This window comes from Cryobacterium sp. AP23 (assembly GCF_054075385.1).
The window spans coordinates 1912619-1939442 of record NZ_CM133415.1 but is presented as its reverse complement, the minus strand read 5'-3'; the positions used below and the strand labels follow the sequence as shown (position 1 = coordinate 1939442).

Genomic DNA, 26824 nt, shown 5'->3' with positions numbered 1-26824 from the left:
CTCTACGAGGGGGTCATTTTGGGTGCTGCAACGTCACCGACAGGTGCACCGTCACGACGCCTGCTCTGGGTGGTCCTGGCCGCAATCGGAGGGCTCCTCGTCATCGCGCTCGTCGTGACCCTGGTGGTCTGGCGCGGGGGAGCGGCCACGCCCACAGCTACCGGCCCCACCTCCACCCGCCCCACGCCCACGGCGTCCGCCGCCCCGGTTCCCGTGGCCAGTGCCGCCGTCCCGACCGGCCCGCGCCCCACCACCTGCGACGCGATCTACAGCCCGACCATGCTGGCCACCTTCAGTGACACCCGCACCCTCAACCCTGCCTGGACGGTGGACTCCGACGACGTGCTGCAGGCAGGCACCACCGACGAGGAACTCACCACCCTGATCGAGAGCACCGACCACCTGACCTGCATCTGGGCAGCCGAGGGCGGCGGTACGGACAGTGGCCTCACCACGAACGTGGCCTTCGTCACCCCCGAGAAGTCCGAGGCCGCCCACCAGCGTCTGCTGGCCCTCGGCCAGAACTGCTACGAGGAGCTCGGCGGGATCCGTTGTGTCATGCAGACGCAGTCGGACAGCGACGGCTCCGCCGGCGAATCACACTTCCTGCGCGACGGCATCTGGCTGGCCACGCACTACGTGAACTCGGGCCCCGACGGCTACACCCACGACATGGTCGCGACCATCTGGGCCGGCGCTTAACCCCACGTAAAGCCCCCCAACTGCCCGATGATCCGGCCAGGGCATCGGACTATGCTGTTGCCAAACGGCTGGGGAGTTCCTCGTGGGCGCTGCGCACGCACCGACACCACCCTCACCGGCGAATCGTCGGCTCCGGGTGCTCGTCGGCGTGCTCGGCGGGCTCCTTCTCGTCGCCATCGTGCTGATCGTCGTGCTCTGGCCCCGCCCCGCGGCCACGCCCACCGCGTCGGATGCGCCCCGCCCGGTGCCGTCGAGCACCCCGGCCCCGATCACCCCGACGCCCACGACCTCGCTCGCACTCGGCACGCCGCGGCCCACCGACTGCGAGGAGCTGTACAGCCCCGCCATGGTGGAAGCGTTCGGCAACCTCGTGCTCAACCCGGATTGGCTCGACAACCCGGACGAAAACCTGAACATACGGCCCGCCGATGAACAGCTGAGTGAGCTCATCGACCAAAACGATTCCCTGGAGTGCATCTGGACGACGGCGGAAGGCGGGTCGGACGTCGGGGTGGCCACCGCCGTGGTGTGGGTGGACCCGGACGAGCGGGAAGCCGCCGCCGATCGCCTCGACGAGCTGGGCTTCGACTGCTTCGACGAGCGAGAGGGCCTGCGCTGCACCACCGAAGAAACGACGGATGAAGGCTTCGTCGGGGAGTCGCACTTCTTGCGCGACGGCATCTGGCTCTCGACGCAGTACGCCAACGCCGGACCCGCGGGCTATACCCTCGACATCGTCGACAACCTCTGGCCCGACGACTGACGCAGCGGGTCGGCGCACGCTGTTTCCTGCTCGGCAGGGAAATGTCCACGGAACTCCCATCGGGGCCGTTGCGCAACCGCCTCCAGCTTCGGGGTGGGCGGGTCTATGCTGACCGCACATTGGCCCGGGAAACCGGGCTGGGGGAGGGGGCCGTATGCACGCCCAGGGAGCACAGACGATTCCACCCGGGCGCCTCGCGGTGCTATTCATCTTGAGCACGATCGTGACCGCGCTCGTGGTCATGGCCGCGGTGTGGGTGGTTCTCACTCCCCACCCGCCCACGGAGTCCGCAATCGAGCCGGATGCGCGTCCCGCGCCCACCGCCTCGCCAACCCCCGCGCCGGTGACCGGTCCCATCGCCGTCGTCGCTGCCGGCACCCCCAAACCCGAAGCCTGCGACAAGATCTACAGCCCCGGCATGGCCGCCGCCTTCGGCGACCTGGTGCTCAATCCCGCGTGGACCACCGACCCGGGCACCGACGTTCGCGAAGGCTCCGACGACCCGCAGCTGCTCGCCGTGATCAACAACGCCGAGCACCTCAGCTGCCACTGGGTCAGTCCGGTCGGTCCGTCAGGCAGCGGCGTCGTCACCAACCTGGTCTGGCTGACCGAGGAACAGACCCAGGCCGTGGCCAACCGGCTCCGGGAACTCGCCCTCAACTGCTACGAGGAACTCGGCGGGCTCCGCTGCATCACCGAAACCCGTGGCGACGAGGGCGTCTCCGGGCAATCTCACTTCCTCAGGGGAGGGATCTGGTTGGCGACCCAATTCATCAATGCCGGCCCGGATGGTTATACCCACGACATGGTCGCGACCCTGTGGAACGGCGCCTGACGACCAGCTTCTCGCGGTCGGCCGGGAGCGCTGATCTAACTCGTCCCGACATCCGGATGTACGAGGATCCGCCAGCCCAGCCGCTAAGGTTCAAATAGGCTTCGACCTCCCCGGATGACACCGGCGGGGCCAGGGCAGTTCGTCATCTCATTCGGGCGCTGGTTCATCAGCTGCGTGCGCTCCGTCTCCCTGCAGCCACAGCCTGAAAGGGAAGGTTGTTTTGGCGACTATCACGGAGATCCTGATCCTGCACGGCCTGTTGCCCATCGAGGTCCTGGACACTCTCATGGCCGGTGATCCCGCCGACGAGACAGCCGTGCGCGCCTTGGTCGCCGAAGGCGTCATTTCCGAGGCGCAGTTCGCCAAGGCACGGGCTGCACAGGCAAACCTGCCGTTCGTCGAGCTTTCCGAGTACCCGGTGGACCGACTGGCTATCGCGCTTGTGCCGGTCGCAGTATGCCGACGACACGAAGTGCTTCCTATCCTGATCGACGGCAACCGCCTGGTGCTGGCGATGGTCGACCCAGGCAACGTTTTCGCCGTGGACGATGTGCGTGAAGCCTCAGGGATGCGTGTCACCCAGGTGGTCGCGGAGCGCGCCGACCTTCTGTCCGCCATCAGCCGCTACCACCGAGCAGACGGAGAGCTCAGCGATCTCACCACCACGCTCGAGGAGGAGAACGCGGCCGCTGCCGCAGAAAAGGCCTCCTTTGGAGTCACCGATGCGGCCGACGACGCCCCCATCGTTCGCTTCGTGAACCTCCTCGTCAGCCAGGCCATCCAGGACCTCGCGTCGGACATCCACATCGAACCTGGCGAGCACAGCCTGAAGGTGCGCTATCGCATCGATGGGGTGTTGCACGAGATGCAGACCGCCCCCAAGAGCATCCAGAACGGTGTCATCTCCCGGCTGAAGATTATGAGCGACATCGACATCGCCGAGCGCCGCAAGCCGCAGGACGGCCGTATGACCGTTCGGCACGCCGGCCGGCAGATCGACCTGCGTGTGGCAACGTTGCCGACTGTGTGGGGCGAGAAGGTCGTCATGCGAATTCTCGACAACTCCAACACCACCCTCGATGTCCGTGCCCTCGCCCTGCTTGACCGCAACTTCGAGGCGTACAAGACGTCCTATTCCAAGCCGTACGGCATGATCCTCATCACCGGCCCCACCGGATCCGGCAAGTCCACCACCCTGTACACCACCCTCGGCGCGGTGGCCCGCCCCGAAATCAATGTGATCACGGTGGAGGATCCGGTCGAGTACCGGATGGCCGGGATCAATCAGGTTCAGGTGAATGTCAAGGCGGGCCTGACGTTCGCGAGCGCCCTTCGCTCGATCCTGCGCAGCGACCCCGACGTTGTGCTTCTGGGTGAGATCCGTGACCATGAGACCGCACAGATTGCGATCGAAGCTTCCCTCACTGGCCACCTCGTGCTGTCGACCCTGCACACCAACGATGCTCCCAGCGCCATCACCCGCCTCACCGAAATGGGCATCGAGCCGTTCCTGGTCGGTTCTGCCCTGGACTGCGTGGTGGCGCAACGACTGGCCCGGCGTTTGTGTGACAAGTGTAAGAAGCCATCCGTTCTCACCTCGGCCGACCTCACCCGGTTGCGGTTTAGCTTCGACCCCAACATGCCTCTTCCGACGATTTATGAGCCCGTCGGATGCTCGCAGTGTTCCAAGACTGGCTACCGCGGTCGGATCGCGGTCCATGAGGTCATGACAGTGACCGAGGAAATCGAGCGACTCGCCGTCTCGCGCTCCTCGAGCGCGGAGATTGCCCGTGTCGCGCGGGATCAAGGCATGATCACGCTTCGCGAGGACGGTTGGGCGAAGGCGCGGCTGGGTTTGACATCAATTGAAGAAATTCTGAGAGTGGTTGCGTAATGCAGGGGGAAGACGACAACATGAGTCAGCCGATTTACGACATCCCGGTGACTCCGCCGCAAGGTCCATTCGGTGACGGGGCTGAATCCGAAACCGGGGGCGTCGTTGAACCGGAGCCGTGGTATCTGCGCGACCCGGCGGATGACCCTACCGTCGAACCGGTCCCGTTCAAGTCCAAGTACGACGATGTGATCCAGACAGTCACCGTGTCTCCAACTCATGCGGAGCCAGCGCGGGATGGCGGAGAGATGCCGCCGGATCTCACCCGGTCCGCATTGGAGGGGGCGAATCCGGCCCACGTGCTCCGCCCACGGGCAGAGGCGCGAAACGACGCCACGCGGCGAGGAATTGACGCCGCTCGGAGGGCTCAGCACCCCGAAACCCTTCCGGGCGCCCCAGACCAGGAGCTGCTGAACGCTCTGCAGGAAGTACTCGATCTGAACGGTTCGGACCTGCACATCACCGTCGGCGCCCCGCCTAACCTTCGGGTCAACGGAAGCCTGCGACCGTTCGACAACGCGAACCGCTGGACGTTCGACAAGGTCTCGAACGCTCTGCTCAGCATCCTCACGCCCGCGCAGCGCATGGAGTTCGAACGCGAGTTGGAGCTTGACTTCGCTTACACCGCCAACGGGGCTCGCTTCCGCGTGAACTTCTATCAGCAGCGCGGATCCATCGGTGGAGCGTTCCGGCTCATTCCGCGAGAAATCAAGCCGCTCAAGGAACTGGGCATGCCAGAGTCGGTGGCTCGATTCGCTGCGATGCCGCGTGGCCTTGTGCTTGTTACCGGGCCCACTGGTTCGGGTAAGTCCACGACCCTCGCCGCCTTAGTCGATGAGGTCAACCGCACGCGCGCCGACCACATTGTCACGGTGGAAGACCCGATCGAGTTCCTGCACAAGCACCGGATGTCCCTGGTCAACCAGCGCGAGGTGGGCAGCGATACCAAGAGTTTCGCGGCGGCCCTCAAACATGTCCTGCGGCAGGACCCCGACGTGATCCTCATCGGTGAGCTCCGGGACCTCGAAACGATCTCCGTGGCTATTACCGCCGCGGAAACGGGTCACCTGGTCTTCGCGACCTTGCACACCCAAAGTGCTCCTCAGACTATTGATCGTCTCATCGACGTCTTCCCGCCCGAGCAGCAGGCCCAGGTTCGGTCCCAGCTGGCTGCGACCCTGCAAGGGGTTGTCTGTCAGACGTTGGTGAAGCGGGTCGATGACGGCCGAGTCGTCGCCACGGAGGTCATGTTCGCCACCCCCGCAATCGCGAACCTCATTCGCGAGGGGAAGACATATCAAATTCCTTCGGCAATGCAGGCTGGTCGGTCCCTCGGTATGCACACCCTGGATCAGCACCTTGCCGAACTTGTCGACGCCGGTGTCATTAGCCACGCGTCGGCTGAGGAGAAGGCGCAGGATATGGAGGGCCTCGCTCAGCTGATCCGCCGTGTTGACCCAGCAACGACAGGCACAGCAAATTCCCCAATGTCGGCCGATGGCATCGACTTCGGCGACGCGTATTCCGGAGATAGAGGACACTGATGCCAACGACTTCGGCCTTCGCCTACAAGGCGCGTAACGCAGAGGGCAAGGCGACAAAAGGTCGGCTCGATGCTTCTTCGGAAGGCGCAGCGATATCTCGCCTGCGCACCATGGGCCTGACGCCTATCACCCTCACGTTAGTGCCCGAGGCAACCGGCCTCAGCCGGGACATCAATATTCCCGGGCTCAGCAAGGGAGTCGGCCTTAAAGATTTAGCGATCATGAGCCGGCAAATGGCAACAATGATCGGCGCGGGACTCTCGCTACTGCGAACGCTAAACATTCTTGCGGGTCAAACCGAGAGCAAGCCACTCACAAAGATCCTCGTGAAGGTCCGAGACGATGTCGAGACCGGTATTTCGATATCTGATGCACTCGCGAACCATAGCGAGGCCTTCCCCCCGTTGATGATCAATATGGTCCGAGCCGGTGAAACCGGCGGTTTCTTGGACGGGGCCCTCGAATCGGTAGCCGAAAATTTCGAAAAAGAGGTCAAGCTACGCGGAACAATCAAATCGGCGATGACCTATCCGGTCATCGTTTTGCTGATGTCCCTGGTGTCGGTGATGATCATGCTGATCTTCATCGTCCCTATCTTTGAGGAGATGTTTGCAGGCCTTGGCAGCGCGCTCCCTCTCCCCACAATGATCTTGGTGCATATCTCAAACTCAATGATTTTCGTTGTGCCCGCTCTCCTGGTTGTCGGCGTACTGTTCGCGCTCTGGTGGCGCACGAACAAGAACACACTCCGAGTCCGCATGAAGTTGGATCCCCTCAAGCTAAAACTGCCCGTCTTCGGTTCCTTGCTGCAGAAAATTGCTGTCGCTCGCTTCAGCCGTAATTTCGCAAACATGATTGGAGCAGGTGTGCCTATCCTGCCGGCCCTAAAGATCGTGGGCGAAACCTCTGGAAACTGGGTGATCGAAGACGCACTTTCCAGGGTGGCCGAGTCCGTTCGCCAGGGTCAGTCAATCGCGGCTCCGCTCCTGCTTCAGCCTGTTTTCCCAGCGATGGTCACGCAAATGATCGCAGTAGGTGAAGATGCGGGCTCGCTGGAGACGATGCTCAACAAGATTGCGCAGTTCTATGACCAGGAGGTACAGGCCTCGACCGAGCAGCTCACAGCCGCCATTGAGCCCCTGCTGATCGCATTCCTTGGTGTGGTCATCGGTGGCATGGTCATTGCTCTGTACATGCCCATCTTCAGCATCGCCAGCGTAATCAAATAGCGATAACCTCAGCTCCCACGCCGACTTACCGAGAACTCTGCAAGCCGAGGGCGGTTATACGAAACCGCGCTGTGCGAGAGATGTGGCACTCCTGGTGGAATAACCACGAGATCGGCAAATACTCACTGTTTTGGTATTTAACCTGAAAATAACCTGCGAATATTAGTCAAGTCCGAACGGGCCCGACCGTATGGTCATTGACGCCCAAAGAAAAGGATCCCTCGTGCTCTCTCGTAGCCTTGCCGCTCTTAACCGCCGCCGTAACGACCCAGACGCAAACGAAAAGGGCTTTACCCTTATCGAGCTCCTCGTTGTGGTCATTATCATTGGCATCCTCGCCGCGATCGCCATCCCGGTTTACCTCGGGATCCAGAACAATGCGAAAGATAGCGCTGTCAAGTCCGACCTGACAAACGCAAAGATCGCGGCGGTCGCCTACCAGACCGACACGGGTAACTTCCCGACGACGCTTAGCACGGCGCTGAACTCCTATGGCTACACGAAGAGCGCGAACACCTCCACGATCCAGTTCAAGGTGGCTCCTGCGACCGGCGCGACGGCTTTCTGCATCGACGGCGTTGGGACCACCGGATCCAAGTTCTCGATCACGGAGTCGAGCGCTGTGCTGAGCGCCGTTTGCCCGTAATCAAGCGCTCGTAGTCGACTTGATGTGGTGGGGCGGCCATTTGGCCCCCCACCACACCTGTTGTACCCGTTCATCCATGCGCATAAGGAGGGTTTCGTGAAGTCTCGTCGATCCGCGCGTGGCCAGGACGCGGACGACTCTGGACTATCCCTCGTCGAGGTGTTGGTCGCAATGATGATCTTCGCCATTATCGCTCTCGGCGTCGCCTTCGGAATTGTCAATTCGTTGGTGATGACAAAGGAGTCTCGATCGCGAGAGGTGGCAATCAACCTGGCCTCGCAAGAAATCGACCTCGATCGCTCGGTCAACGACATATTCGGTGTGCTGAACGCACCGGCCTGGGACAAGGTCATCAACGGCACAACGTTCCACGTGGCGCGGACCTCAAGCTGGGTGTCGGAAGATGACTCCACCATGGTCTGTGGTTCCGGCGGCGGTTCTTTGCAATACAAACGGGTAAGCGTCCGAGTGACCTGGGACGGCCAGAGCGCGGCCACCGCCCCCGTAGTAGTCGATACTCTCATTGCCCCGAACAGTCGGATCAACGACCCAGCCCTTGGGACAATAATCGTGTCTATTAAGTCTGCGTCAGGGGCCGGCATTCCTGGTGTGACGGTCACCGTCACTCCAAGCGCCGTGGTCCCTAATACAGCGGCCGCGCTTGCCGTGCCGACTCTTGCCCTCACAGATGAACAAGGCTGTTCATTCGCACTCAAAGTCGTTCCCGGCACCTATGACGTGAAAGTCGCAAAGTCGGACTTTGTTGACATTAAGCAGATCGTTTCTCCCGTCGTCATGCTTGGTGTCGCAGCAGGTAGTGCCGCATCAGCGCCGTTCGACTTCGACAATGGCGCTATATTCAATCTTCGCTATGCCTCGAATTACACCGGCGGGAGCTCAACTCTTCCGACCAACTTGGACACAACCTTCATCAGCACGCTGGGCGGCGTCACGACGAAACAACTAGGCGGTGTGACCACGACGCGCCTCTTCCCTTTCGTTGATGGTTATAAGACTCTGGTCGGCGCCTACGTCGCCCCGGTGGCGGCATTGCCCAGCTGCATCAATGTCGATCCCGCGGCCTGGACCGTGCCGGCAGCAGACGGCGCGGTGGGACGGACCCAACCGACGGTCGCTGGAGCTCCAGGGGCGAGTGCCTCCGCGGATCTACCCATGGGCGTAATTAAGATTGCGAGTCTGACGGTCAACAACTTCGTGACTGCGGTCAGGCAATCCCCTGTCGCGGGATCGGGCGATCCCGGATGCGGAATTCCGGCTACGTACCAATTCCCAAAATTGACGTCTACGACAACAACAATCGCTCTTCCTTTCGGATCTTGGAAGTTATATACCGGCACTGCTGCCGGAAGCTTGACAACGGTAATAACCCCCACAGCGCCTAATACGAATGTCCAAACTAGGAACCTTATTTCAGGGACAGTAGTCACTCTGGACCCCAGGCTGGTGGGGCCATGATGAGTCGGATTCGACGCGCGATTTCCAGTGACCAAGGGTTCAGTCTGACCGAGCTACTAGTCGCAATGATGCTTCTCGGCCTCGTGATGGTGATGGTCACGGGTCTTTTCGCCGGTGCCAAAAGAGCATCAAATGAAAGCAGTGCCATTAGTGGCAACACGAAGTCGGCCGCAAACGGCATGAATGAGGTATCTCGAATACTTCGAGCCGCGACTGACAATCCAGTGCTCAATCAGGCCGTGGATTCTCCGGCCTTTCTTGGGTCGGGTACCGGCAACGAGATAGCGACGGTGTACGCATATGTGAACCTTGCTTCGTCGTCTCAATTGCCTGTGAAAGTTCAATTCAGCTTGGATACCAATAGAAATCTCATTGAACAGCGATGGGCAGGCACGGTAATTAGTGCAGGGTATTGGGCTTTCACCGGTACGCCAACAACAAGAGTGCTGGCTGGCGCTGTGATCCCAAAGTCCGGCACTAACCCGTACCTATTCACATACCTGACATCGACGGGCGCAACCATTCCCGTTCCAACGGGCGGGTTCACTGACGATGTACTCCGAACCGTGGCGGCAGTTCAGGTGACCATTGCCGTTGGGGCTACGAAAACGTCGACAACGGCAATTGTCACCCTTCAGAACACCGTAGGACTGCCCAATTTGGCGATTGCGAGAACACTGTGATCCAATCACTCCGGGCCCGAATGAATGCCCAGGGATCCGACTCTGGCGTCGCTCTTATCGCGGTCATCGGTATTGGCGCAGTGCTTTTGATTCTCGTGACGGCTATGCTCGCAAATTCCTTGAGCGGTGTGGTCAAGGCGCGGCACGACCAAGATTGGATTGCTTCGATGGCGGCTGCATACGCCGGCGTCGAGGAGTATCAAAGCAAGATAGCTAACGACAACACCTATCAGCAGTATGGGAGCTTAGCCACAGCATTCAGCACGGGGAGTGTGTTTACGTCGGCGGCCGGCAACCCAGCTTTCGGTAAAGGCACTAGTGGCACTTGGGCGAACGTGGACGGTAGCGCCGGCCGAGCTTCTTTCCGATATGAGGTGGACAACTCAAAGTACGCGACGACGGGTGTGCTTCGCCTGCAGTCAACCGGCAGAGTGGGCAAGACGACTCGCACCGTGGTAGCGGATCTCAAGCAGCAAGGCTTTATCGACTATCTGTATTTCACTGACTACGAGATCCAGGACCCGGCTCTCTCATCGACTAACTGCACTCCAAAATACGATTGGGCCGTTTCCTCGCGGCCATATTGCACTGAACTTCAGTTCGCGTCCACGGACGTCATCGACGGCCCCGTCCATTCGAACGACACTATCCAAATCTGCGGATCGACATTCAACGCTCAAGTCACTACGTCATTTAACCCGACGTCCGGTGATCGGTTCGCGCTCCCGTCCGGATGCGCTGCTCCAACCTTCGCGCTGGGCAAACCAAAGTATTCCCCCGTGATTGCAATGCCACAAACGAATCTCCTGCTTAAGCAGGAGACACGTTCCGATCTGACGTCCACTAGCGTGCCTCGCCCAGGGTGTCTCTACACCGGGCCCACAACGATCACTTTCAATGCCGGAGGAACTATGACGGTTCGTTCGCCGTGGACCGTGAAAACGAATGTGGCGGGGGACCCGGCTACTAGCGGATCAGTTAACGCCTACTGCGGGACGCCAGGATCGGCGAACGGCACGTTGGGTGGTGCCACTGGCCAGACAATTGCCGTTCCCGTCAACAACCTGATCTTCGTGCAAAGCGTGCCCCGCATCCCCTCGGATCCAAACTACAAAGCCATGGGAACCTACCCCACGGGTTTCACTTGTTCCAGCGCGTCCGGTAGCTCCGGCACAAGCAATGGCCTGGGCTATCCGACAGTCAACGAGAAAGCCCCATCATCGACCACCAGCTCGCCGTCGTATGGATGTGACAAGGGGGATGTCTTCGTCAAAGGACAATTTCACGGCGCCGCGACCATTGCAGCGGACAATTACGTCTATGTCGTTGGGAATATTACTTACGTAGATAATCAGGCCGATCTCCTTGGATTGGTTGGCCAAAACGCTGTGTGGGTGTGGAACCCCGTCAATTCAAGCGCCGATCTTTTGGACACATCGACTGCAGGACGAGAGATCGATGCGGCGATAGTCTCTGTCGGTCATAGCTTTCTGGTACAAAATCACGACGACGGGGTCAAAGGCCCGCTCACGGTGTACGGATCTATCGCTCAGAAATTCCGCGGTCCGGTCGGCGTGGGCTCCACTTCCCGTGGGGTCACGACAATAACCTCAGGCTATTCAAAGGCGTATGGTTACGACCCGCGACTTCGGTACACGGCACCTCCAAAGTTCTTATCACCGGTCTCGACCTCCTACGGGATCAGCGTCCTTGTCGAAAGCAGAACAGCGCTCAATTCTGACGGAAGCCCTAAATGAGTGGTGCAGGGAGTCTGGCTTTGACCCTCGCCATAGTGAGCGCGGTACTTGGATTGTTAATTGGCTCGTTCTTGAACGTGGTTGTCTATCGGGTCCCCGCGGGGATATCTATCTCGTCCCCTCCAAGCGCTTGTCCACGGTGCAATTCTTCTATCAAGGCGCGCGATAACGTTCCCGTGCTTTCTTGGCTCCTTCTTAGAGGGAAGTGCCGGAACTGCCGGTCGGCCATTTCGACTCGATATCCGCTGGTCGAGTTTGGAACCGCAGTGTTCTTCGGGCTCGTGACGTGGTCATACCTTGCAGGCAAGATTTCCGGAGCGTGGGCAGCGCCGCTCGATTCGGTTCCCCAAGCTCTCGTCTTGATCGCTCTTCTCTATTTAGGAGCAGCGAGCGTGGCGCTTGCGCTTATTGATGTTGATACACACCGACTACCTAACTCCATCGTCTACCCCAGCTATGTTGTTGGAGCAATTCTTCTCGGCGGTGCCAGCATCCTCGACCAAAACTTCGAAGCCCTGGTTGGAGCTGCCGTCGGAATGGGTGCCATGTGGCTTGCCTACCTGGTTATGGCACTTGCTTACCCTGGTGGAATGGGATTCGGAGACGTAAAGCTCGCGGGCCTTCTCGGGCTCTTCCTGGGCTACCTCGGTTGGGCGGAACTCGTCGTTGGCGCGTTTGCTGCCTTCCTGCTAGGCGGGTTTTTCGCAGTCGGGCTCATCCTGTTGCGGCGGGCCAGCCGAAAGAGCGGTATTCCATTCGGGCCATGGATGCTGGCTGGTGCGTGGGTCGGAATCCTATTCGGGGCCTCCGTGTGGGACGGTTACCTTACGCTGCTTGGCGTGAAGTAGCTTGGCCGTTTTGAACGTCGAAGAAGGAGATGGCACATGGCAACGAGTGTCGTAGGGATAGACATCGGCAGTGTGTCAATGCGGGCCGTGGAGATTAGCAGTCCAAGTAAGAAGGGCCAGCCCACGCTGCTTCGATACCGAGAGATCCCGCTGGCCGCAGGAGCGGTCAGTCGAGGTGAAGTCGTAGATACACCGGCAGTCGCAGCAGCGCTGAAACAATTGTGGACGGCCGGCGGATTCAGGAGCAAGAACGTCGTGCTCGGCATGGGAAACCAGCGAGTGCTCGCTCGCGAGTTGTCGGTGCCGAAGATGTCCCTCGCGCGCATTCGGGAATCGCTGCCATTCCAGGTGCAGGATCTGTTGCCTATTCCCGTCGCTGAGGCCGTGCTCGACTTCTACCCGATCGCGGAGGTCGAAGGAGAAAACGGACCTATGGTACGTGGGCTTCTTATCGCCGCGCTAAAAGCGGCAGTCCTGGCCAACGTCAAGACCACTGCTCTTGCGGGGTTAACCACCGTTGATGTTGATCTGATCCCCTTCGCGTTGAGCCGCTTGTTTCTTACGCGCCCGGGGGTCGAGGGCACCGTCGCCCTTGTCGACATCGGTGGGAGCACTACCAGCGTCGTCATCGCCACCGACGGTGTTCCTCAATTTGTCCGAATCATCGCCACAGGGGGTGACGACATTACACAGGCGCTGGCCCGCGATTTCGAGTTGGAAACCGATAGAGCTAATGAACTAAAGCGGCGGCTCGGCTTGGCTACGGGCTCAGTTGCGCCGGTCGACAAGGTGGCGGTCGAGGTCGTTTACCGGATCGCAAAAGAACAGTTGTCAAGCCTCCGAAATACAATTAACTATTTCGTCAACACACGCCCCATGGATGCCGTGCACATGATCGTATTGAGCGGGGGTGGCGCACAACTACGCGGACTCCCAGAGGCTCTGGCTGAAATGACCCGATTGTCGGTTGTAGTTGGTGATCCCCTTTCAAGCGTGGCGCTCGCGCGCGGGCTTGAAACCGAGGAATTGATTGCTAATTGCTCCGCATACTCGGTTGCCCTCGGCCTCGCCCTCGGTCGTGCGGCATGAGTCGTCAGGCAGGCAGCGAAATGCTCGTAGTCGGCGGTGAGCCGTCGGTAGATCTGCTGCCGCCGGAGGTCAAGAAAGATCGAGCTGCTAAGGCGGTCCGCCGGCACCTGGGCCTAGGTGTAATTGGCGTTGTGGCCGTCATGGTCGTTGGAACGGGGGCATCGGTTGCTCTGGCGGTCCAGGCGCAGGCGCAACTGGCCAGCGAGCAGGCGTTGACTCCTGCACTCATAAAGGAACAAGCCAAGTTCGGAGAGGTTCGGTCCCTACAACGAGAAGCCGACCTAATCAAGGCTGCTCAGCAGGTCGGCGCGTCGACCGAGATTGATTGGAAAGAATATCTTGAGCGAGTCCAAGGCATTCTCCCCGCCAGCGTGACGATCGAAACGGTTGCCGTTGACTCCGCGACACCCTTAGCGATATACGCACAGCCCACCGCGCCATTGCAGGGCGCACGGGTTGCAACCGTGGGCTTCACAGCGACAAGTGCAGTTCTACCCGATGTGCCGACGTGGATTGACTCGCTCGCGACGCTCCCTGGGTTCGCCGATGCTCTTCCCGGTTCAGTAAGTCGCGACGACACAGGGGTGTACACCGTCGAAGTAACCATGCACGTTAACGATGCCGCCTTCGCGCAGCGCTTCGCCACCGAGGAGAAATAGCTGTGGATAAAAACAAACTTTGGACGATCGGGTGCGTCCTTGTGATGGCTGTCGTGCTGATCGTTGGGGTTCTCCTCGGGATCCAGCCTCAATTGGTTGTTAAAGCCACCGCCAACGAGCAGAGGCAATCGGTCGCCGCGACCAACGCGGGTCAGTCAGCGGTGCTGGCCCAACTCGAGAAGGACTTCGCAGGAATCGACGATCTTAAGGCCGATCTGGAGCCGCTCCGCGATTCCGTGCCGACAACAACCGACGTGCCCGCGTTCGTCAATCAATTGACCGCGCTGTCTGGACGGAGCCAAGTTGTCCTGACCGGCATCACTGTTTCCGATGCAACCGCCTACACCCCAGTCGAAGCTCCCGCCGCCGTTGAGGAGGAGCCCGGATCGACGGCTACACCGGCGCCCGACGGGGTTGTTGTTGCGCCAACCGCGGGAGTTCCCCCAGTGACGAGTGATCAAATCACTGCAGCCAACTTCGTCTCTCTATCGGTGACGGTGGCTGTCACAGGGACCTATGGAAACGCCCTCGACTTCGTCAAGGGACTTCAAAGCGGTGAGCGCCTGGTGCTCGTTTCGGGGATTTCCACAACGGCCGAGGCGGATACGGAGGGGGATGCCAGTTCGGACAACGTTACGGCGCTCATTACCGGACTTGTCTATGTGCTCGTGCCTGCGGCCACAGCAGAAACCACCGACGCCGGCTGACCGGCGACAGGCCGGTAGCCGCCGCGCGCTCTCCGCATTCGGGGACTTCATGCCCCTTATTGATACTGTGTCAACACAGAGCTATGGCCACGAGGCTCACGAGGAGTGCAGCATGACCAACACGACGCCCCCCGAGGGACACGAGAACCACAACCCGGATGCGCCCACCGAGCGCATTGACACGGAGCACACCGACGCCGAGCAGAGCTACGCCGACACGTCGGCGCCGGAGCCGACCACGGTTGCTGAGCCGATTCCCACCGCCGACGAGAGCGTGCCCGCGTCGGAGCATGGCGCTCACGAGTCGGCCACCGACGCTGACACCGCTGCCTACGTTCCCGGCGAGCCCGTTGACTATGAGCCGGTTTCCTCCCAGGACGCGCCTACCGAAAAGGTAGAGCGAATTACGACCGTCGCCGAGCCCGTTCACGCTGAGGCCGCTCATGCAGCGCCCATCGTGGCCGAGCCCACCCACGCCGAGACAGCCCGCGACGAAGCCGTCGCGCAGAAAAAGGACTACACCCCCGAGTACGTTCCCACGGCGGTCGCCACGACCCCGGCGGCCGGCCAGACCGTCGTACAGCCCACGGTCCAGCAGCAGCAGCCGACGCAGCAGTTCGCGCCGACGCCGATCTACGTCACCGCCCCCACCGCGCCGAAGACGCTGGGCAACCGCGCCGCCGGCATCCTCATCGGCCTGATCGCTACCGCCGTTTTCGCCGGAATCTACGCCCTTGTCGCGTTCTTCATCTCCGCAGCCGGTGCCGCCGACTTCAGTGACGCCACGTCACGGTTCACCGACTTCCTGGTGCTTCCGGTGTTCTACCTGCCGGTGATCTTCTTCTTCCTCGCGTTCGCCCTGCTCGTTTCGGTGCTGAACCGCGCCGGATGGTGGGCCTACGTTCTCGGCGGCTTCCTCGTCGCGGTCATCGTGTACTTCTCCTACATCGGCGGCGCCCTGCTCGCCGTGCAGGCGTGGACGCTGACCGGCTCCGAGGCCGCCCGCTTCATCAGCACCCAGTGGCTGAACCCCGGCGCCATCGCGGCGGCGATCGTCGCCCGCGAGGTGCCGATCTGGTTCGGTGCCTGGATCGCCCGTCGCGGTCGCAGCGTCACCGCCAAGAACGTGGCCGCCCGCCAGGAGTACGAGCGCCAGCTCGCCGAAGGACCGCAGCTCGCGCGCCCCTAGGCAGTGACGGTGCGAGGAGCACACGATGCGTGATTACCAACGGTACGCAACCGTCGTCGCGGTCTTCACGACCGTTCTCTTCGCCGCACTGCTCGTGGCCGGCCTCGGGATGGTGAGCCTGTTCACCAACCTGGATGTGATCGCCGACCGGTCGGTCGGCCCGCTCGTCGGGCCGACCATGACGGTCGCCGTAGTGCTGTTCGTTCTCGTGATGCTCCTGGTCCTCGGCGTGAACACACCGCCGGAGAAACAACGCGTGGCGGTGGGTTTCGCCCTGGCCACGGGAGCGGGGGCGTTCGTGCTTTACGTCCTCACCGGAGCCGTGCTCGTAGCCGCCGGGAGCGGAGACGCCGTCGCCGGGATACTCTTCGGCGGCGAGATGATCGCCAGCCCCTTCGCCGTCACGGTGGGCGTGCTCGCCTTCGTCGTCACCCTGGCCTACTCGATCCTGCTGGCCTCGCACTACGGCGAACACGGTCGTCCGCTCTGGCCGTGGGAGCGCCGCGGCGAATAACGCCCCGCCGTGACTGGCGGCCGCGCATCCGCCGTCGCCCAGCGGCGACCATCTCGCTGAGTACGATGGCGTAATGACCTGCGCCATGTACACACCGGAGCAGCGCGCGTGACGCGTGCCGTACCCGCCCCGATCGTCGACCCGTCCGAGCGGCCGCAACGGGTTCCGCACTCCCGGTTCGAGAACATCGTGGCGCTGCTCATCGGCACCTTTGCGGTCTCGTTTGGTCTCTACCTGCTCAAGGAGGTCGGCGTGGCCACCGGCGGCACCGCCGGCATCGCCCTGCTGGCCAGCTACGCCTCCGGGTGGTCGTTCAGCGTCTGGTTCGTGATCGTGAACGTGCCGTTCTTCGCTCTGGCGATCCGCCGGATGGGCTGGCGGTTCACGCTGAAGACCCTGGTCGCCGTGGTGATGGTCTCCCTCTTCTCTGAGGTGCACCCGTTGTTGCTGGAGATCCGGCACATGGACCCGGTCTACGCCACCCTGCTGGGCAGCCTTCTGGCCGGCATCGGGCTGATCGTGTTGTTCCGGCACCAGGCCAGCCTCGGTGGCGTGAACATCTTGGCGCTGTACCTGCAGCAGAGCCGGGGCTGGCGCGCCGGCTACGTGCAGCTCGTGGTCGACGTGCTCATCGTCCTCGCGGCGTTCACGACCCTGCCGGTGCCGATGGTGCTGCTCTCGGTGGTGGGCGCGGTCATCCTCAACATGATCATCGCCATGAATCACCGGCCCGACCGCTACTTCGGCTGACCTGGGGCCATTAGGTCGGCTCGCTGGGTCTCGACAAGCTCGACCAACGGGTGGTCGCCGACTGCAGGCAGGTCTCAGACCGGCGGAGGAATCGGGATCGCATCGGCGAACGCGGGCGGATGCTCCAGGAGCTCCAGCCCCTCCGCAAGGGTGACGTTGGTCGGAAAGTTGTAGCGGGCAAAGCGTCCCATGGGATCGTCGTGCGTGGTCGGCATGGCGATGTTCGACTCCCGCACCAGGTGCTGGACAAGTGCAGCGTCGCGGGGCGCCAGGGTGCCCAGCTTTGCATCCCGCACCAGCACGACCACCCGCACGCCGTAGTCGTCGCGCAACAGCAGGTGCAAGGCGCGTCGGCCCCGTGGGTTGACCACCAGCAGCTGGGCCGACGTGATGCCCGCATACGGCACCTGTTTACGCCCGACCCGGATGGTGGACGTGGCCGCGTTGAGGCGGGCGACGGGGTAGACGGCCCGAGCGATGACCAGCGTGACCGCCCACACCAGCAGGACTGCGGTGACCATGATCCCGGCCTTCGGGGCCAACGGAAGGTCGGGCAGGAATAACAGGGCCAGGTACGGCGCGCACACCGGCACCAGTGTGAACCAGAGCGGACCGGCGGCGAACGATGCCCACCAGCTCGAGTTCCCCACCGCCACCCACTCGTCGTCCATCGGGCTCGTCATGCGCGCATCATGGCACCGTCCCACCGAAAGCGCAGGACCGCCGAGGAATGACGAATTGCCCGGTGACGTGGGGCCTTCCGCCGACTAAACTTGACAGTCATGGATGCATCCATCGAGTCGCGGGTCGGCCGCGAGGTCGAGGCCTGGTTGCGTTGGGTTCCGCGGTGGCGGCCCGGCACGCACCGGGCACGCTCCAGACTCTGCCAGCAGTGCTTCGGCTCCCCGGTGCTCCGGGCGGCCGGCCTCGACACGGATGTGCCGCACGCGGTACAACATCCGCTCTCCATGCGCGTGAAGACGCTCATCGAGGATGAGGTGGAGACCTACACGGCGCAGAACCTGCCGCTGCTCAACCGCGAGCTCGGGTTGATCGAACTGCGCCGGGCGGCGCAGGCGTACCACCCGCTGGAGGGCCTCGGCCCGGAGTTCGACGGCGTTGACATCGATCCGCCGGCCGAACCCGACTCCCCGTACTTATTCACTTTCGAGGAGTTCGCGAAGCCGCTCAGCGCCGACGACCCGGAACTCGACCCGCCGCCGCTGTCCATCGAGGAGAAGGCATCGCTGCGAGTGGAAATGCGGCTCGCCGATGACTACGCCGCGCTGGTGGGGCGGCGGGTGTGCGCGGCGCTGGCCGAGCACAAGCCGAAACTGCAGCACGCCGTTGCCACCTTTGTGGAACCGCAGGTGCAGGCGTTGCTGGCCGACCTGGGCAGCACCTTGGACCCACACGGTCGGTAGGTTGGCTCGCGGGGTCTCGACAAGCTCGACCGGCGATCGGGCAGATTGGGCCCGCTTGACCCGCACCGGTGGCGGGGCTTAGAATTATCCGGTGTGCGCTTTGTCGTGCGCTTCAGTTATGCCGCTTCGTTGTTCCAACATCGGGTTGCACTTCAGTCGCCCCGACACTCCACGCAAGCAGGGTTTGCTCTCCGAGCGGCCCCCACGGCATACCCACCAGAACGACCGGAAGAAACTCCGTGATTTCCGGCGGGTCCAGATGAACTCGATGAGCACTGAGAAGTGCGATTCGAATGCTTTGACATCAGTCAGCTGTCACCGTGCAGCAAAAACAAGGAGTTATTAGTGCCCACCATTCAGCAGTTGGTGCGAAAGGGACGCAGCCCCAAGGTCACCAAGACCAAGGCTCCCGCCCTGAAGTCCAACCCCCAGCAGCGCGGCGTTTGCACGCGCGTGTACACGACCACCCCGAAGAAGCCGAACTCGGCTCTCCGCAAGGTTGCTCGCGTCAAGCTGTCCAACGGTACCGAGGTCACCGCCTACATCCCCGGTGAAGGCCACAACCTGCAGGAGCACTCGATGGTGCTCGTTCGCGGCGGTCGTGTTAAGGACCTCCCGGGTGTTCGTTACAAGATCGTTCGTGGCGCCCTGGACACCCAGGCAGTCAAGAACCGCAAGCAGGCTCGTAGCCGCTACGGCGCCAAGATGGAGAAGAAGTAATGCCTCGTAAAGGCCCAGCGCCCAAGCGTCCCGTTATCGCTGACCCGGTATACGGCGCCCCCATTGTTAGCCAGCTGGTCAACAAGATCCTCCTCGACGGCAAAAAGGGCCTCGCCGAGCGCATTGTTTACGATGCACTCGAAGGCGTCGTTGCCAAGAACGGTGCGGATGCTGTTGTCACGCTGAAGAAGGCACTCGACAACGTGCGCCCGACCCTCGAGGTGCGTTCGCGCCGCGTCGGTGGTTCCACCTACCAGGTGCCCGTCGAAGTCAAGCCGCACCGTGCGAACACTCTCGCGCTGCGTTGGTTGACCAGCTACGCCAAGGCGCGTCGCGAGAAGACCATGACCGAGCGTCTCACCAACGAGATCCTCGACGCGTCCAACGGCCTCGGTGCCGCAGTGAAGCGTCGTGAGGACACTCACAAGATGGCTGAAGCGAACAAGGCTTTCGCTCACTACCGCTGGTAGTCGCCCGCCGTTGGTCGAGCTTCTCGAGACTCTGGTCCCGACAAGCTCGACCGGCGGCAGCCTGTTCAACCTCATCTTTTACAACACTTCCGGAGGACACCCGTGGCACTTGACGTGCTCACCGACCTGAGCAAGGTCCGCAACATCGGCATCATGGCCCACATTGATGCCGGCAAGACAACGACGACTGAGCGCATCCTGTTCTACACGGGTGTGAACCACAAGATCGGCGAGACGCACGATGGCGCCTCGACGATGGACTGGATGGCACAGGAGCAGGAACGTGGCATCACCATCACGTCCGCTGCCACCACGTGCTTCTGGGCCGGTAACCAGATCAACATCATCGACACCCCCGGTCACGTTGACTTCACCGTCGAGGTGGAGCGTTCGCTCCGTGTCCTCGACGGCGCCGTCGCCGTGTTCGACGGCAAGGAGGGCGTTGAGCCCCAGTCCGAGACCGTCTGGCGCCAGGCCGACAAGTACGACGTGCCCCGCATCTGCTTCGTCAACAAGATGGACAAGCTCGGCGCCGACTTCTACTACACCGTCGACACCATCATCAAGCGCCTCGGCGCCAAGCCGCTGGTCATCCAGCTGCCGATCGGTGAAGAGTCGAACTTCGAAGGGGTCGTTGACCTCGTCGAGATGCGCGCGCTGACCTGGCGTGGCGACTCCAAGGGTGACGTCGAGATGGGCTCCAAGTACGCCATCGAAGAGATCCCCGAAGACCTCGTTGAGAAGGCTGCGGAATACCGCAAGCTGCTCCTCGAGACCGTCGCCGAGACCGACGATGACCTCATGGAGAAGTACTTCTCCGGCGAAGAGCTCACCGTCTCCGAGATCAAGCACGCGATCCGCAAGCTCACGGTCGCCAGCGAGATCTACCCGGTCCTCTGCGGTTCCGCGTTCAAGAACCGTGGTGTGCAGCCGATGCTGGATGCCGTTGTCGACTACCTGCCCACGCCGCTCGACGTTCCCGCCATTGAGGCGCACGACGCTCGCGACGAGGAAAAGGTCGTCATGCTGCACCCGAACGCCGACGAGCCGTTCGCGGCCCTGGCGTTCAAGGTTGCGGTGCACCCGTTCTTCGGTCGTCTGACCTACGTGCGTGTGTACTCGGGCCGCATCGAGTCCGGTGCCCAGATCATCAACTCCACCAAGGGTAAGAAGGAGCGCATCGGGAAGATCTTCCAGATGCACGCCAACAAGGAAAACCCTGTCGGTTTCGTCACCGCCGGTCACATCTACGCGGTCATCGGCCTCAAGGACACGACCACCGGCGACACGCTGTGTGACCCTGCCCAGCAGGTCGTACTCGAGTCGATGACGTTCCCCGACCCGGTTATCGAAGTTGCCATCGAGCCGAAGACCAAGCAGGACCAGGAAAAGCTGGGTCTCGCGATCCAGAAGCTGGCCGAAGAAGACCCCACTTTCCGGACCGAGCAGAACCAGGAAACTGGTCAGACGGTCATCAAGGGAATGGGCGAGCTTCACCTGGACATCCTCGTCGACCGCATGAAGCGTGAATTCAACGTTGAGGCAAACGTCGGCAAGCCCCAGGTTGCGTACCGCGAGACGATCAAGAAGGCCGTCGAGCGTCACGACTACACGCACAAGAAGCAGACCGGTGGATCCGGCCAGTTCGCGAAGATTCAGTTCGCGATCGAGCCGCTTGAAATCACTGCGGACCAGTCGTACGAGTTCGTGAACAAGGTCACCGGTGGCCGCATCCCGCGTGAGTACATCCCTTCGGTTGACGCCGGAATCCAGGATGCCCTCAACGTGGGTGTGCTCGCCGGCTACCCGATGGTCGGCGTCAGGGCACTTCTGCTTGACGGTGCCGCTCACGACGTCGACTCCTCGGAGATGGCGTTCAAGATTGCCGGTTCGATGGGCTTCAAGGAAGCCGTTCGTAAGGCGAACCCCGTTCTTCTCGAGCCGTTGATGGCCGTCGAGGTGCGCACCCCTGAGGAATACATGGGTGACGTCATCGGTGACCTCAACTCTCGTCGTGGCCAGATCCAGACCATGGAGGACGCACAGGGCGTGAAGGTTATTCGCGCACACGTTCCGCTGTCGGAGATGTTCGGTTACATCGGCGACCTGAGGTCCAAGACCTCTGGCCGCGCGGTGTACTCGATGACCTTCGAGAGCTACCAGGAGGTCCCGAAGGCTGTTGCCGACGAGATCATCCAGAAGAACAAGGGCGAATAACCCACCGGCCTTCGGGCCGAATCGCTTAGGCCTCCTGGCCCGAGTAACATAAGTACACAAATCCAGCAGTTCCACCGGGCGTAAACCAACGTCCGGTGGAGCCGAGAGTCCTGAGGAGGACCCACAGTGGCCAAGGCCAAGTTCGAGCGGACCAAGCCGCACGTAAACATCGGAACGATCGGTCACGTTGACCACGGAAAGACCACGCTGACGGCAGCGATCTCGAAGGTCCTTGCCGACACGTTCCCTTCCAAGACCAACGTTCAGCGCGACTTCGCGTCGATCGACTCCGCTCCCGAAGAGCGCCAGCGCGGCATCACGATCAACATCTCGCATGTTGAGTACGAGACCGAGAAGCGTCACTACGCACACGTTGACGCTCCCGGCCACGCTGACTACATCAAGAACATGATCACCGGTGCTGCTCAGATGGACGGCGCGATCCTCGTGGTTGCCGCTACTGACGGCCCGATGGCTCAGACCCGTGAGCACGTTCTGCTCGCGAAGCAGGTCGGCGTGCCGTCCCTGCTCGTCGCGCTGAACAAGTCCGACGCGGTCGACGACGAAGAGATCCTTGAGCTCGTTGAGCTCGAGGTTCGCGAACTGCTCTCCAGCCAGGGCTTCGATGGCGACAACGCCCCCGTCGTTCAGGTTTCCGCCCTCAAGGCGCTCGAGGGTGACCCCAAGTGGGTTGCAAAGATCCTCGAGCTCATGCAGGCAGTGGATGACTACTTCCCGGAGCCCGTCCGCGACAAGGACAAGCCCTTCCTGATGCCGATCGAGGACGTCTTCACGATCACCGGTCGTGGAACCGTCGTCACCGGCCGCGCCGAGCGTGGAACCCTCAAGATCAACTCCGAGGTCGAGGTTGTCGGCATCCGCCCGACCATCAAGACCACGGTCACTGGTATCGAGATGTTCCACAAGCAGCTCGACGAGGCATGGGCCGGCGAGAACTGTGGTCTTCTTCTTCGTGGCACCAAGCGCGAAGACGTTGAGCGCGGCCAGGTTGTCGTCAAGCCGGGTTCGGTTACGCCGCACACCGACTTCGAGGGCACCGCGTACATCCTGTCAAAGGATGAGGGTGGGCGTCACAACCCGTTCTACGCGAACTACCGCCCGCAGTTCTACTTCCGCACCACCGACGTCACCGGCGTCATCACGCTGCCCGAGGGCACCGAGATGGTCATGCCTGGCGACACCGTGGAAATGACTGTCGCGCTGATCCAGCCGATCGCCATGGAAGAGGGCCTCGGCTTCGCTATTCGTGAAGGTGGCCGCACCGTCGGCGCCGGAACCGTCATCAAGGTTCTCAAGTAACACCAGCACCATCCACGGCTTCCTCGTGATCGGGCTTCGCGCTCGTTGATCGAGCTTGTCGAGATCAAAGGGTCGGTCCTTCGGGACCGGCCCTTTTGTCGTTCCAGCCAGCAGTCGTCCGACCCGAAAATCCCGCTGAGTAGAGTGCAGCCAGGGGCACAGCCCGTGCCCCGGTCATCTCAGGGGGAACGATGAACAAGGCTCCGCAGTCTCCACCGGTACCGACACGACATAAGCGAATCCTCGCTACAACGCTCGCTGTGATCCTCAGTCTGAGCCTGGGGGCGGGAGCTCTGCCGGCATTCGCTGCCACCAGCGACACCGCGACCATCGCGTCGCAAACCAATGCCGCTCGCGTCGCACAGGGGCTCCCGGTGCTCAAACGCAACGCGGCAATGGACGCGGTAGCCCAAGCGTGGGCGGTCAAGATGGCCACCAGCGGCTACAAGCACAATCCGGACTACGCTACCCAGATCCCGGCGGGCTGGACGTTAGCAGCCGAGAACATCGCCATGGGCTACACCTCGGGCACCGTCGTAAAAGCCTGGCTCAACTCGCCCGGCCACTACGCCAACATCATGGGCGCCCATACCGATATCGGCATCGGCTACGTCGTGGGTGCCGACGGTGCCGCCTATTCGGTGCAGAACTTCGCGGAGTACAGCGCCCTGACCGGTACGCCCACGCCGACGGTGTCCGGCGCCGCGAGAGTGGGACAGACCCTCACCGCAATCATCGGGGCGTGGGCGCCTGCGCTGGTAACCGTCTCCTATCAGTGGCGGCGTGGGGGAGTGGCCATCGCCGGTGCGACCGCCAAGACCTATAAGGCGACCGCTGCCGATCTGGCGAAGAGCCTCACCGTGTCGGTCACCGGAAAGAAGACCGGATTCTCTAGCGTGACGAAGACATCCGCGGCGACAGCGCTCGTCGTTGCGAACCTCACCGCCACCCCGGTGCCAACGATCACCGGCACGGCTCGGGTCGGGCAGACGCTCACGGCAGTTTCGGGCACCTGGGCCCCCGCGCCCGTGACCCTGAGCTACCAGTGGAAACGCGGTGGGACCGCGATCACCGGGGCAACGGGCTGGACCTTCGTCGTCCGTTCAGCTGACCTGAAAGGCACCCTGACCGTCACCGTTACCGGCAAGAAGGCTTCGTACGGGTCGGTGGTTAAGACGTCAGCAGCAACGGACGTCGTGGCCGGCTGACCCGCGACCTGCTCACTCGCTGAGCTCGTCAACGGCTAAGGGGTCGGGCCTTCGGGCCCGGCCCCTTCGTCGTCCTGGCGGGTGGACTCCTCGGGCACGCGAATCGAGACCCCGCAACCCGCTACTGTTCACTAGGGCGCACAGGACGGGCGCCCGTGAGCCCTGGGGGACCCATGATCAATCGCGGACTGAATCTGCCTGCTACCGGCCGTTTAACGGCCCTCTCCGTCGGGATGGCCCTGTGCCTGACGCTCAGCGCCGGAGCTGCCCCCGCAACGGCGGCCACGCACGTCTCTGCGGCGACCACGAGTAAGTCTGCCGTCGTTGTCTTCAAGAATTGCACCGCACTCACCGCCAAGTATCCGGGCGGAGTCGCCAAGGCTGGCATCAAGGTCAACCTCGTGAACGGCAAGAAGAAAGCGTTCACCAAGCGCCCGACCTTCTCAACGGCGCTGTACACGGCGAACAAGAAGAGCGACCGCGATAAGGACGGCATCGCCTGCGAGAAGTGAGTTGCCCGTCGCGGTTCCCGGATCTACGCTCTAATGAACCAACATCCGCAGATCGGAGATCAGTCATGAACCTCAACGACATCACCCGCAAGGCGCAAGAGTTCCTCAAGACCGAAAAGGGCGAAGAGATCAGCGACAAGGTTCTCGATGGCGGCGCGGCCGTGGCGAACAAGGTCACCGGCAACAAGCACGCCGACAAGATCGAGAACGCGCGTGACACGGCGGACAAGCACGTCGGGCGGGACAACGATGCCGGCAGTCCTGACAGGACCCCTAGCGGCAGGTAGTTCCATCAAACTCAGACACCGACCTCGCTGCGCGTTTCGCGCAGCGAGGTCGGTGTCCTTGGTCGGCTAGGGCCGGCCCATACCGCGATAGGTCCAACCCGCTGCGCGCCAGGCGTCAGCGTCCAGGGCGTTCCGGCCGTCGATAATGGTGCGGGTCTTAACCAAGCTGGCAGCCCAGGCCGGGTCGATGCCTACGAATTCGGGCCACTCGGTGACGAGAACGACGAGTTCCGAGTCCCTGAGCGTTTCTTCGATGCTCTCCGAGAAGTTCAGCTGCGGGTGCTTCGCTTGGGCGTTCTCAATCGACTTGGGGTCGGTTGCGAGAACGTCTGCACCGAGGCCGTGCAGCTGTACCGCCACGTCGAGGGCGGGGGAGTCGCGTACGTCGTCGGAATGCGGCTTGAAGCTCAGACCCAGCACGGCAACCTTTCCATCGTGCAGGCGGTCGCCTAGGGCCGCTGTGGCCACATCAATGACATGGGAGCGACGACGCAGGTTGATGGCGTCGACCTCCTTGAGGAAGGCTACTGATTCGCCGCGGCCGAGTTCTTCGGCGCGTGCGGTGAACGCGCGGATGTCCTTGGGCAGGCAGCCGCCGCCGAAGCCGACTCCAGCGTTCAGGAATCGGCGGCCGATGCGGGCGTCGAAGCCGATCGCGTCGGCCAGCTGCGTGACGTCGGCGCCGGTGACCTCGGCGATCTCGGCCATGGCGTTGATGAAGCTGATCTTGGTGGCCAGGAACGCGTTCGCGGCGACCTTGACGAGCTCGGCGGTGGCGTAGTCGGTGACCACGAGTGGGGTCTCTGCGGCGATTGCGGCCGCGTAGACCTCGTTGAGCAGGGCCGTCGCGCGTTCGCCGGCTGCGCCGGGTGCGACACCGTAGACGAGGCGGTCGGGGCTGATGGTGTCCTGCACCGCGAAACCTTCGCGGAGGAACTCCGGGTTCCAGACGAGGGAGGCGCCGCTGCCGGACTCCGTGATCAGATCGGCGAGCCGGGCAGCAGTGCCGACGGGGACGGTGCTCTTGCCCACAACCAGGTCGCCCTCGGCCAGGTGGGGGAGGAGTCCGGTGATGGCGGCGTCCACGTACGTGAGGTCGGCGGCGTGGCTGCCGGCCTTCTGCGGGGTGCCCACGCCGACGAAGTGAACCTTCGCGCCGGCGGCTTCTGCGATGTCTGTGCTGAAGCGCAGCCGCCCGGTGGCCGTGGCCTTGGTGAGGATTTCAGAGAGACCCGGTTCAAAGAACGGGGGCTTACCCTGAGCGAGTTGTGCGATCTTGTTGGCGTCAACGTCGATGCCGACTACGTCGTGACCAAGCTCCACCATGGCCGACGCGTGCACCGCCCCGAGGTATCCGCACCCGATTACCGATAGCTTCATG

At 62.2% G+C, this 26824-nt stretch carries 27 protein-coding genes; 25 read left to right on the top strand and 2 right to left on the bottom strand.

From position 1 onward, the window contains the following. The first annotated feature begins 69 nt into the window (after positions 1 to 69). The 17 genes from ACU5E9_RS09270 (at position 70) to ACU5E9_RS09190 (ending at position 17285) form a co-directional block, all read left to right on the top strand. Positions 70 to 702, top strand: coding sequence for a hypothetical protein (locus tag ACU5E9_RS09270; RefSeq protein WP_456813301.1), 633 nt, complete (start codon positions 70 to 72; stop codon positions 700 to 702). A gap of 82 nt (positions 703 to 784) precedes the next feature. After that, a complete protein-coding gene (locus ACU5E9_RS09265) occupies positions 785 to 1465 on the top strand; it encodes a hypothetical protein (RefSeq protein ID WP_456813300.1) in 681 nt (226 codons plus the stop codon). A 211-nt stretch (positions 1466 to 1676) separates the two neighbouring features. Continuing rightward, the gene (locus ACU5E9_RS09260; RefSeq protein ID WP_456813299.1) at positions 1677 to 2300 is read left to right on the top strand and encodes a hypothetical protein; all 624 of its coding nucleotides are present in this window, start codon (positions 1677 to 1679) and stop codon (positions 2298 to 2300) included. A gap of 220 nt (positions 2301 to 2520) precedes the next feature. Next, positions 2521 to 4194, top strand: coding sequence for a GspE/PulE family protein (locus ACU5E9_RS09255; protein ID WP_456813298.1), 1674 nt, complete (start codon positions 2521 to 2523; stop codon positions 4192 to 4194). A gap of 20 nt (positions 4195 to 4214) precedes the next feature. Next, positions 4215 to 5738, top strand: coding sequence for a type IV pilus twitching motility protein PilT (locus ACU5E9_RS09250; RefSeq protein WP_456813297.1), 1524 nt, complete (start codon positions 4215 to 4217; stop codon positions 5736 to 5738). Continuing rightward, positions 5738 to 6967 carry a type II secretion system F family protein gene (locus ACU5E9_RS09245; protein ID WP_456813296.1) on the top strand — a complete coding sequence of 410 codons (1230 nt, stop codon included), beginning with the start codon at positions 5738 to 5740 and terminating at the stop codon, positions 6965 to 6967. The genes ACU5E9_RS09250 and ACU5E9_RS09245 overlap by 1 nt, the downstream gene beginning before the upstream one ends. A gap of 223 nt (positions 6968 to 7190) precedes the next feature. Then, complete coding sequence (locus ACU5E9_RS09240; protein ID WP_456813295.1) at positions 7191 to 7613, top strand: type II secretion system protein; 423 nt, start codon at positions 7191 to 7193, stop codon at positions 7611 to 7613. A 96-nt stretch (positions 7614 to 7709) separates the two neighbouring features. Then, positions 7710 to 9089: a type IV pilus modification PilV family protein gene (locus ACU5E9_RS09235; RefSeq protein WP_456813294.1), complete on the top strand. Its 1380-nt coding sequence runs from the start codon at positions 7710 to 7712 to the stop codon at positions 9087 to 9089. Continuing rightward, the gene (locus tag ACU5E9_RS09230; RefSeq protein WP_456813293.1) at positions 9086 to 9772 is read left to right on the top strand and encodes a PulJ/GspJ family protein; all 687 of its coding nucleotides are present in this window, start codon (positions 9086 to 9088) and stop codon (positions 9770 to 9772) included. The genes ACU5E9_RS09235 and ACU5E9_RS09230 overlap by 4 nt, the downstream gene beginning before the upstream one ends. Continuing rightward, on the top strand, positions 9769 to 11529 hold the full coding sequence (locus ACU5E9_RS09225; RefSeq protein ID WP_456813292.1) for a hypothetical protein: 1761 nt from the start codon (positions 9769 to 9771) through the stop codon (positions 11527 to 11529). The genes ACU5E9_RS09230 and ACU5E9_RS09225 overlap by 4 nt, the downstream gene beginning before the upstream one ends. Then, positions 11526 to 12377, top strand: coding sequence for a prepilin peptidase (locus ACU5E9_RS09220; RefSeq protein ID WP_456813291.1), 852 nt, complete (start codon positions 11526 to 11528; stop codon positions 12375 to 12377). The genes ACU5E9_RS09225 and ACU5E9_RS09220 overlap by 4 nt, the downstream gene beginning before the upstream one ends. 36 nt (positions 12378 to 12413) lie before the next feature. Next, complete coding sequence (gene pilM, locus ACU5E9_RS09215; RefSeq protein ID WP_456813290.1) at positions 12414 to 13466, top strand: type IV pilus assembly protein PilM; 1053 nt, start codon at positions 12414 to 12416, stop codon at positions 13464 to 13466. Next, complete coding sequence (locus ACU5E9_RS09210; RefSeq protein ID WP_456813289.1) at positions 13463 to 14125, top strand: hypothetical protein; 663 nt, start codon at positions 13463 to 13465, stop codon at positions 14123 to 14125. Before pilM ends, ACU5E9_RS09210 begins: the two co-directional genes overlap by 4 nt. A 2-nt stretch (positions 14126 to 14127) precedes the next feature. Further along, complete coding sequence (locus ACU5E9_RS09205) at positions 14128 to 14832, top strand: hypothetical protein (protein WP_456813288.1); 705 nt, start codon at positions 14128 to 14130, stop codon at positions 14830 to 14832. Between the two features lie 112 nt (positions 14833 to 14944). Continuing rightward, positions 14945 to 16021: a hypothetical protein gene (locus tag ACU5E9_RS09200; protein ID WP_456813287.1), complete on the top strand. Its 1077-nt coding sequence runs from the start codon at positions 14945 to 14947 to the stop codon at positions 16019 to 16021. A 25-nt stretch (positions 16022 to 16046) separates the two neighbouring features. Beyond that, a complete protein-coding gene (locus ACU5E9_RS09195) occupies positions 16047 to 16535 on the top strand; it encodes a DUF6121 family protein (protein WP_456813286.1) in 489 nt (162 codons plus the stop codon). Positions 16536 to 16643: 108 nt separating this feature from the next. Continuing rightward, the gene (locus ACU5E9_RS09190) at positions 16644 to 17285 is read left to right on the top strand and encodes a YitT family protein (RefSeq protein WP_456813285.1); all 642 of its coding nucleotides are present in this window, start codon (positions 16644 to 16646) and stop codon (positions 17283 to 17285) included. A 74-nt stretch (positions 17286 to 17359) separates the two neighbouring features. Here the strand turns inward: ACU5E9_RS09190 and ACU5E9_RS09185 are convergent, their stop codons facing one another. Beyond that, entirely contained in the window at positions 17360 to 17968 is a 609-nt protein-coding gene (locus tag ACU5E9_RS09185) for a hypothetical protein (RefSeq protein ID WP_456813284.1), read from the bottom strand. Positions 17969 to 18067: 99 nt separating this feature from the next. Here ACU5E9_RS09185 and ACU5E9_RS09180 point away from each other — a divergent pair, with 99 nt between their 5' ends. The 8 genes from ACU5E9_RS09180 (at position 18068) to ACU5E9_RS09145 (ending at position 25443) form a co-directional block, all read left to right on the top strand. After that, positions 18068 to 18709 (top strand): spermidine/putrescine ABC transporter substrate-binding protein, encoded by a 642-nt coding sequence (locus ACU5E9_RS09180; protein ID WP_456813283.1) that lies wholly within the window; start codon positions 18068 to 18070, stop codon positions 18707 to 18709. A gap of 345 nt (positions 18710 to 19054) precedes the next feature. Beyond that, entirely contained in the window at positions 19055 to 19429 is a 375-nt protein-coding gene (gene rpsL / locus ACU5E9_RS09175) for a 30S ribosomal protein S12 (protein WP_055811472.1), read from the top strand. Continuing rightward, positions 19429 to 19899 (top strand): 30S ribosomal protein S7, encoded by a 471-nt coding sequence (rpsG, locus tag ACU5E9_RS09170; protein ID WP_066597688.1) that lies wholly within the window; start codon positions 19429 to 19431, stop codon positions 19897 to 19899. Before rpsL ends, rpsG begins: the two co-directional genes overlap by 1 nt. Positions 19900 to 20001: 102 nt before the next feature. Continuing rightward, positions 20002 to 22116, top strand: coding sequence for an elongation factor G (gene fusA, locus ACU5E9_RS09165; protein WP_456813282.1), 2115 nt, complete (start codon positions 20002 to 20004; stop codon positions 22114 to 22116). 126 nt (positions 22117 to 22242) lie between these two features. Continuing rightward, positions 22243 to 23436: an elongation factor Tu gene (gene tuf / locus ACU5E9_RS09160; RefSeq protein ID WP_088457194.1), complete on the top strand. Its 1194-nt coding sequence runs from the start codon at positions 22243 to 22245 to the stop codon at positions 23434 to 23436. 260 nt (positions 23437 to 23696) lie between these two features. Beyond that, on the top strand, positions 23697 to 24644 hold the full coding sequence (locus tag ACU5E9_RS09155) for a CAP domain-containing protein (RefSeq protein WP_456813281.1): 948 nt from the start codon (positions 23697 to 23699) through the stop codon (positions 24642 to 24644). A gap of 173 nt (positions 24645 to 24817) precedes the next feature. Beyond that, positions 24818 to 25156 carry an excalibur calcium-binding domain-containing protein gene (locus ACU5E9_RS09150; protein ID WP_456813280.1) on the top strand — a complete coding sequence of 113 codons (339 nt, stop codon included), beginning with the start codon at positions 24818 to 24820 and terminating at the stop codon, positions 25154 to 25156. Between the two features lie 65 nt (positions 25157 to 25221). Continuing rightward, the gene (locus ACU5E9_RS09145) at positions 25222 to 25443 is read left to right on the top strand and encodes an antitoxin (protein WP_456813279.1); all 222 of its coding nucleotides are present in this window, start codon (positions 25222 to 25224) and stop codon (positions 25441 to 25443) included. Between the two features lie 66 nt (positions 25444 to 25509). Here the strand turns inward: ACU5E9_RS09145 and ACU5E9_RS09140 are convergent, their stop codons facing one another. Next, positions 25510 to 26823, bottom strand: a complete 1314-nt coding sequence (locus tag ACU5E9_RS09140; RefSeq protein WP_456813278.1) for a UDP-glucose dehydrogenase family protein — start codon at positions 26821 to 26823, stop codon at positions 25510 to 25512. Between the last annotated feature and the right edge of the window lies 1 nt (position 26824).

Bases quoted from the DNA above. Each gene is read 5' to 3' on its own strand.
- ACU5E9_RS09195 (WP_456813286.1), top strand. From the start codon at position 16,047: ATGCGTGATTACCAACGGTACGCAACCGTCGTCGCGGTCTTCACGACC.
- ACU5E9_RS09245 (WP_456813296.1), top strand. From the start codon at position 5,738: ATGCCAACGACTTCGGCCTTCGCCTACAAGGCGCGTAACGCAGAGGGC.
- ACU5E9_RS09210 (WP_456813289.1), top strand. From the start codon at position 13,463: ATGAGTCGTCAGGCAGGCAGCGAAATGCTCGTAGTCGGCGGTGAGCCG.
- ACU5E9_RS09250 (WP_456813297.1), top strand. From the start codon at position 4,215: ATGAGTCAGCCGATTTACGACATCCCGGTGACTCCGCCGCAAGGTCCA.
- rpsG (WP_066597688.1), top strand. From the start codon at position 19,429: ATGCCTCGTAAAGGCCCAGCGCCCAAGCGTCCCGTTATCGCTGACCCG.
- ACU5E9_RS09150 (WP_456813280.1), top strand. From the start codon at position 24,818: ATGATCAATCGCGGACTGAATCTGCCTGCTACCGGCCGTTTAACGGCC.
- ACU5E9_RS09145 (WP_456813279.1), top strand. From the start codon at position 25,222: ATGAACCTCAACGACATCACCCGCAAGGCGCAAGAGTTCCTCAAGACC.
- ACU5E9_RS09200 (WP_456813287.1), top strand. From the start codon at position 14,945: ATGACCAACACGACGCCCCCCGAGGGACACGAGAACCACAACCCGGAT.
- ACU5E9_RS09230 (WP_456813293.1), top strand. From the start codon at position 9,086: ATGATGAGTCGGATTCGACGCGCGATTTCCAGTGACCAAGGGTTCAGT.
- ACU5E9_RS09180 (WP_456813283.1), top strand. From the start codon at position 18,068: ATGGATGCATCCATCGAGTCGCGGGTCGGCCGCGAGGTCGAGGCCTGG.
- ACU5E9_RS09220 (WP_456813291.1), top strand. From the start codon at position 11,526: ATGAGTGGTGCAGGGAGTCTGGCTTTGACCCTCGCCATAGTGAGCGCG.
- ACU5E9_RS09185 (WP_456813284.1), bottom strand. From the start codon at position 17,968: ATGACGAGCCCGATGGACGACGAGTGGGTGGCGGTGGGGAACTCGAGC.
- pilM (WP_456813290.1), top strand. From the start codon at position 12,414: ATGGCAACGAGTGTCGTAGGGATAGACATCGGCAGTGTGTCAATGCGG.
- ACU5E9_RS09140 (WP_456813278.1), bottom strand. From the start codon at position 26,823: ATGAAGCTATCGGTAATCGGGTGCGGATACCTCGGGGCGGTGCACGCG.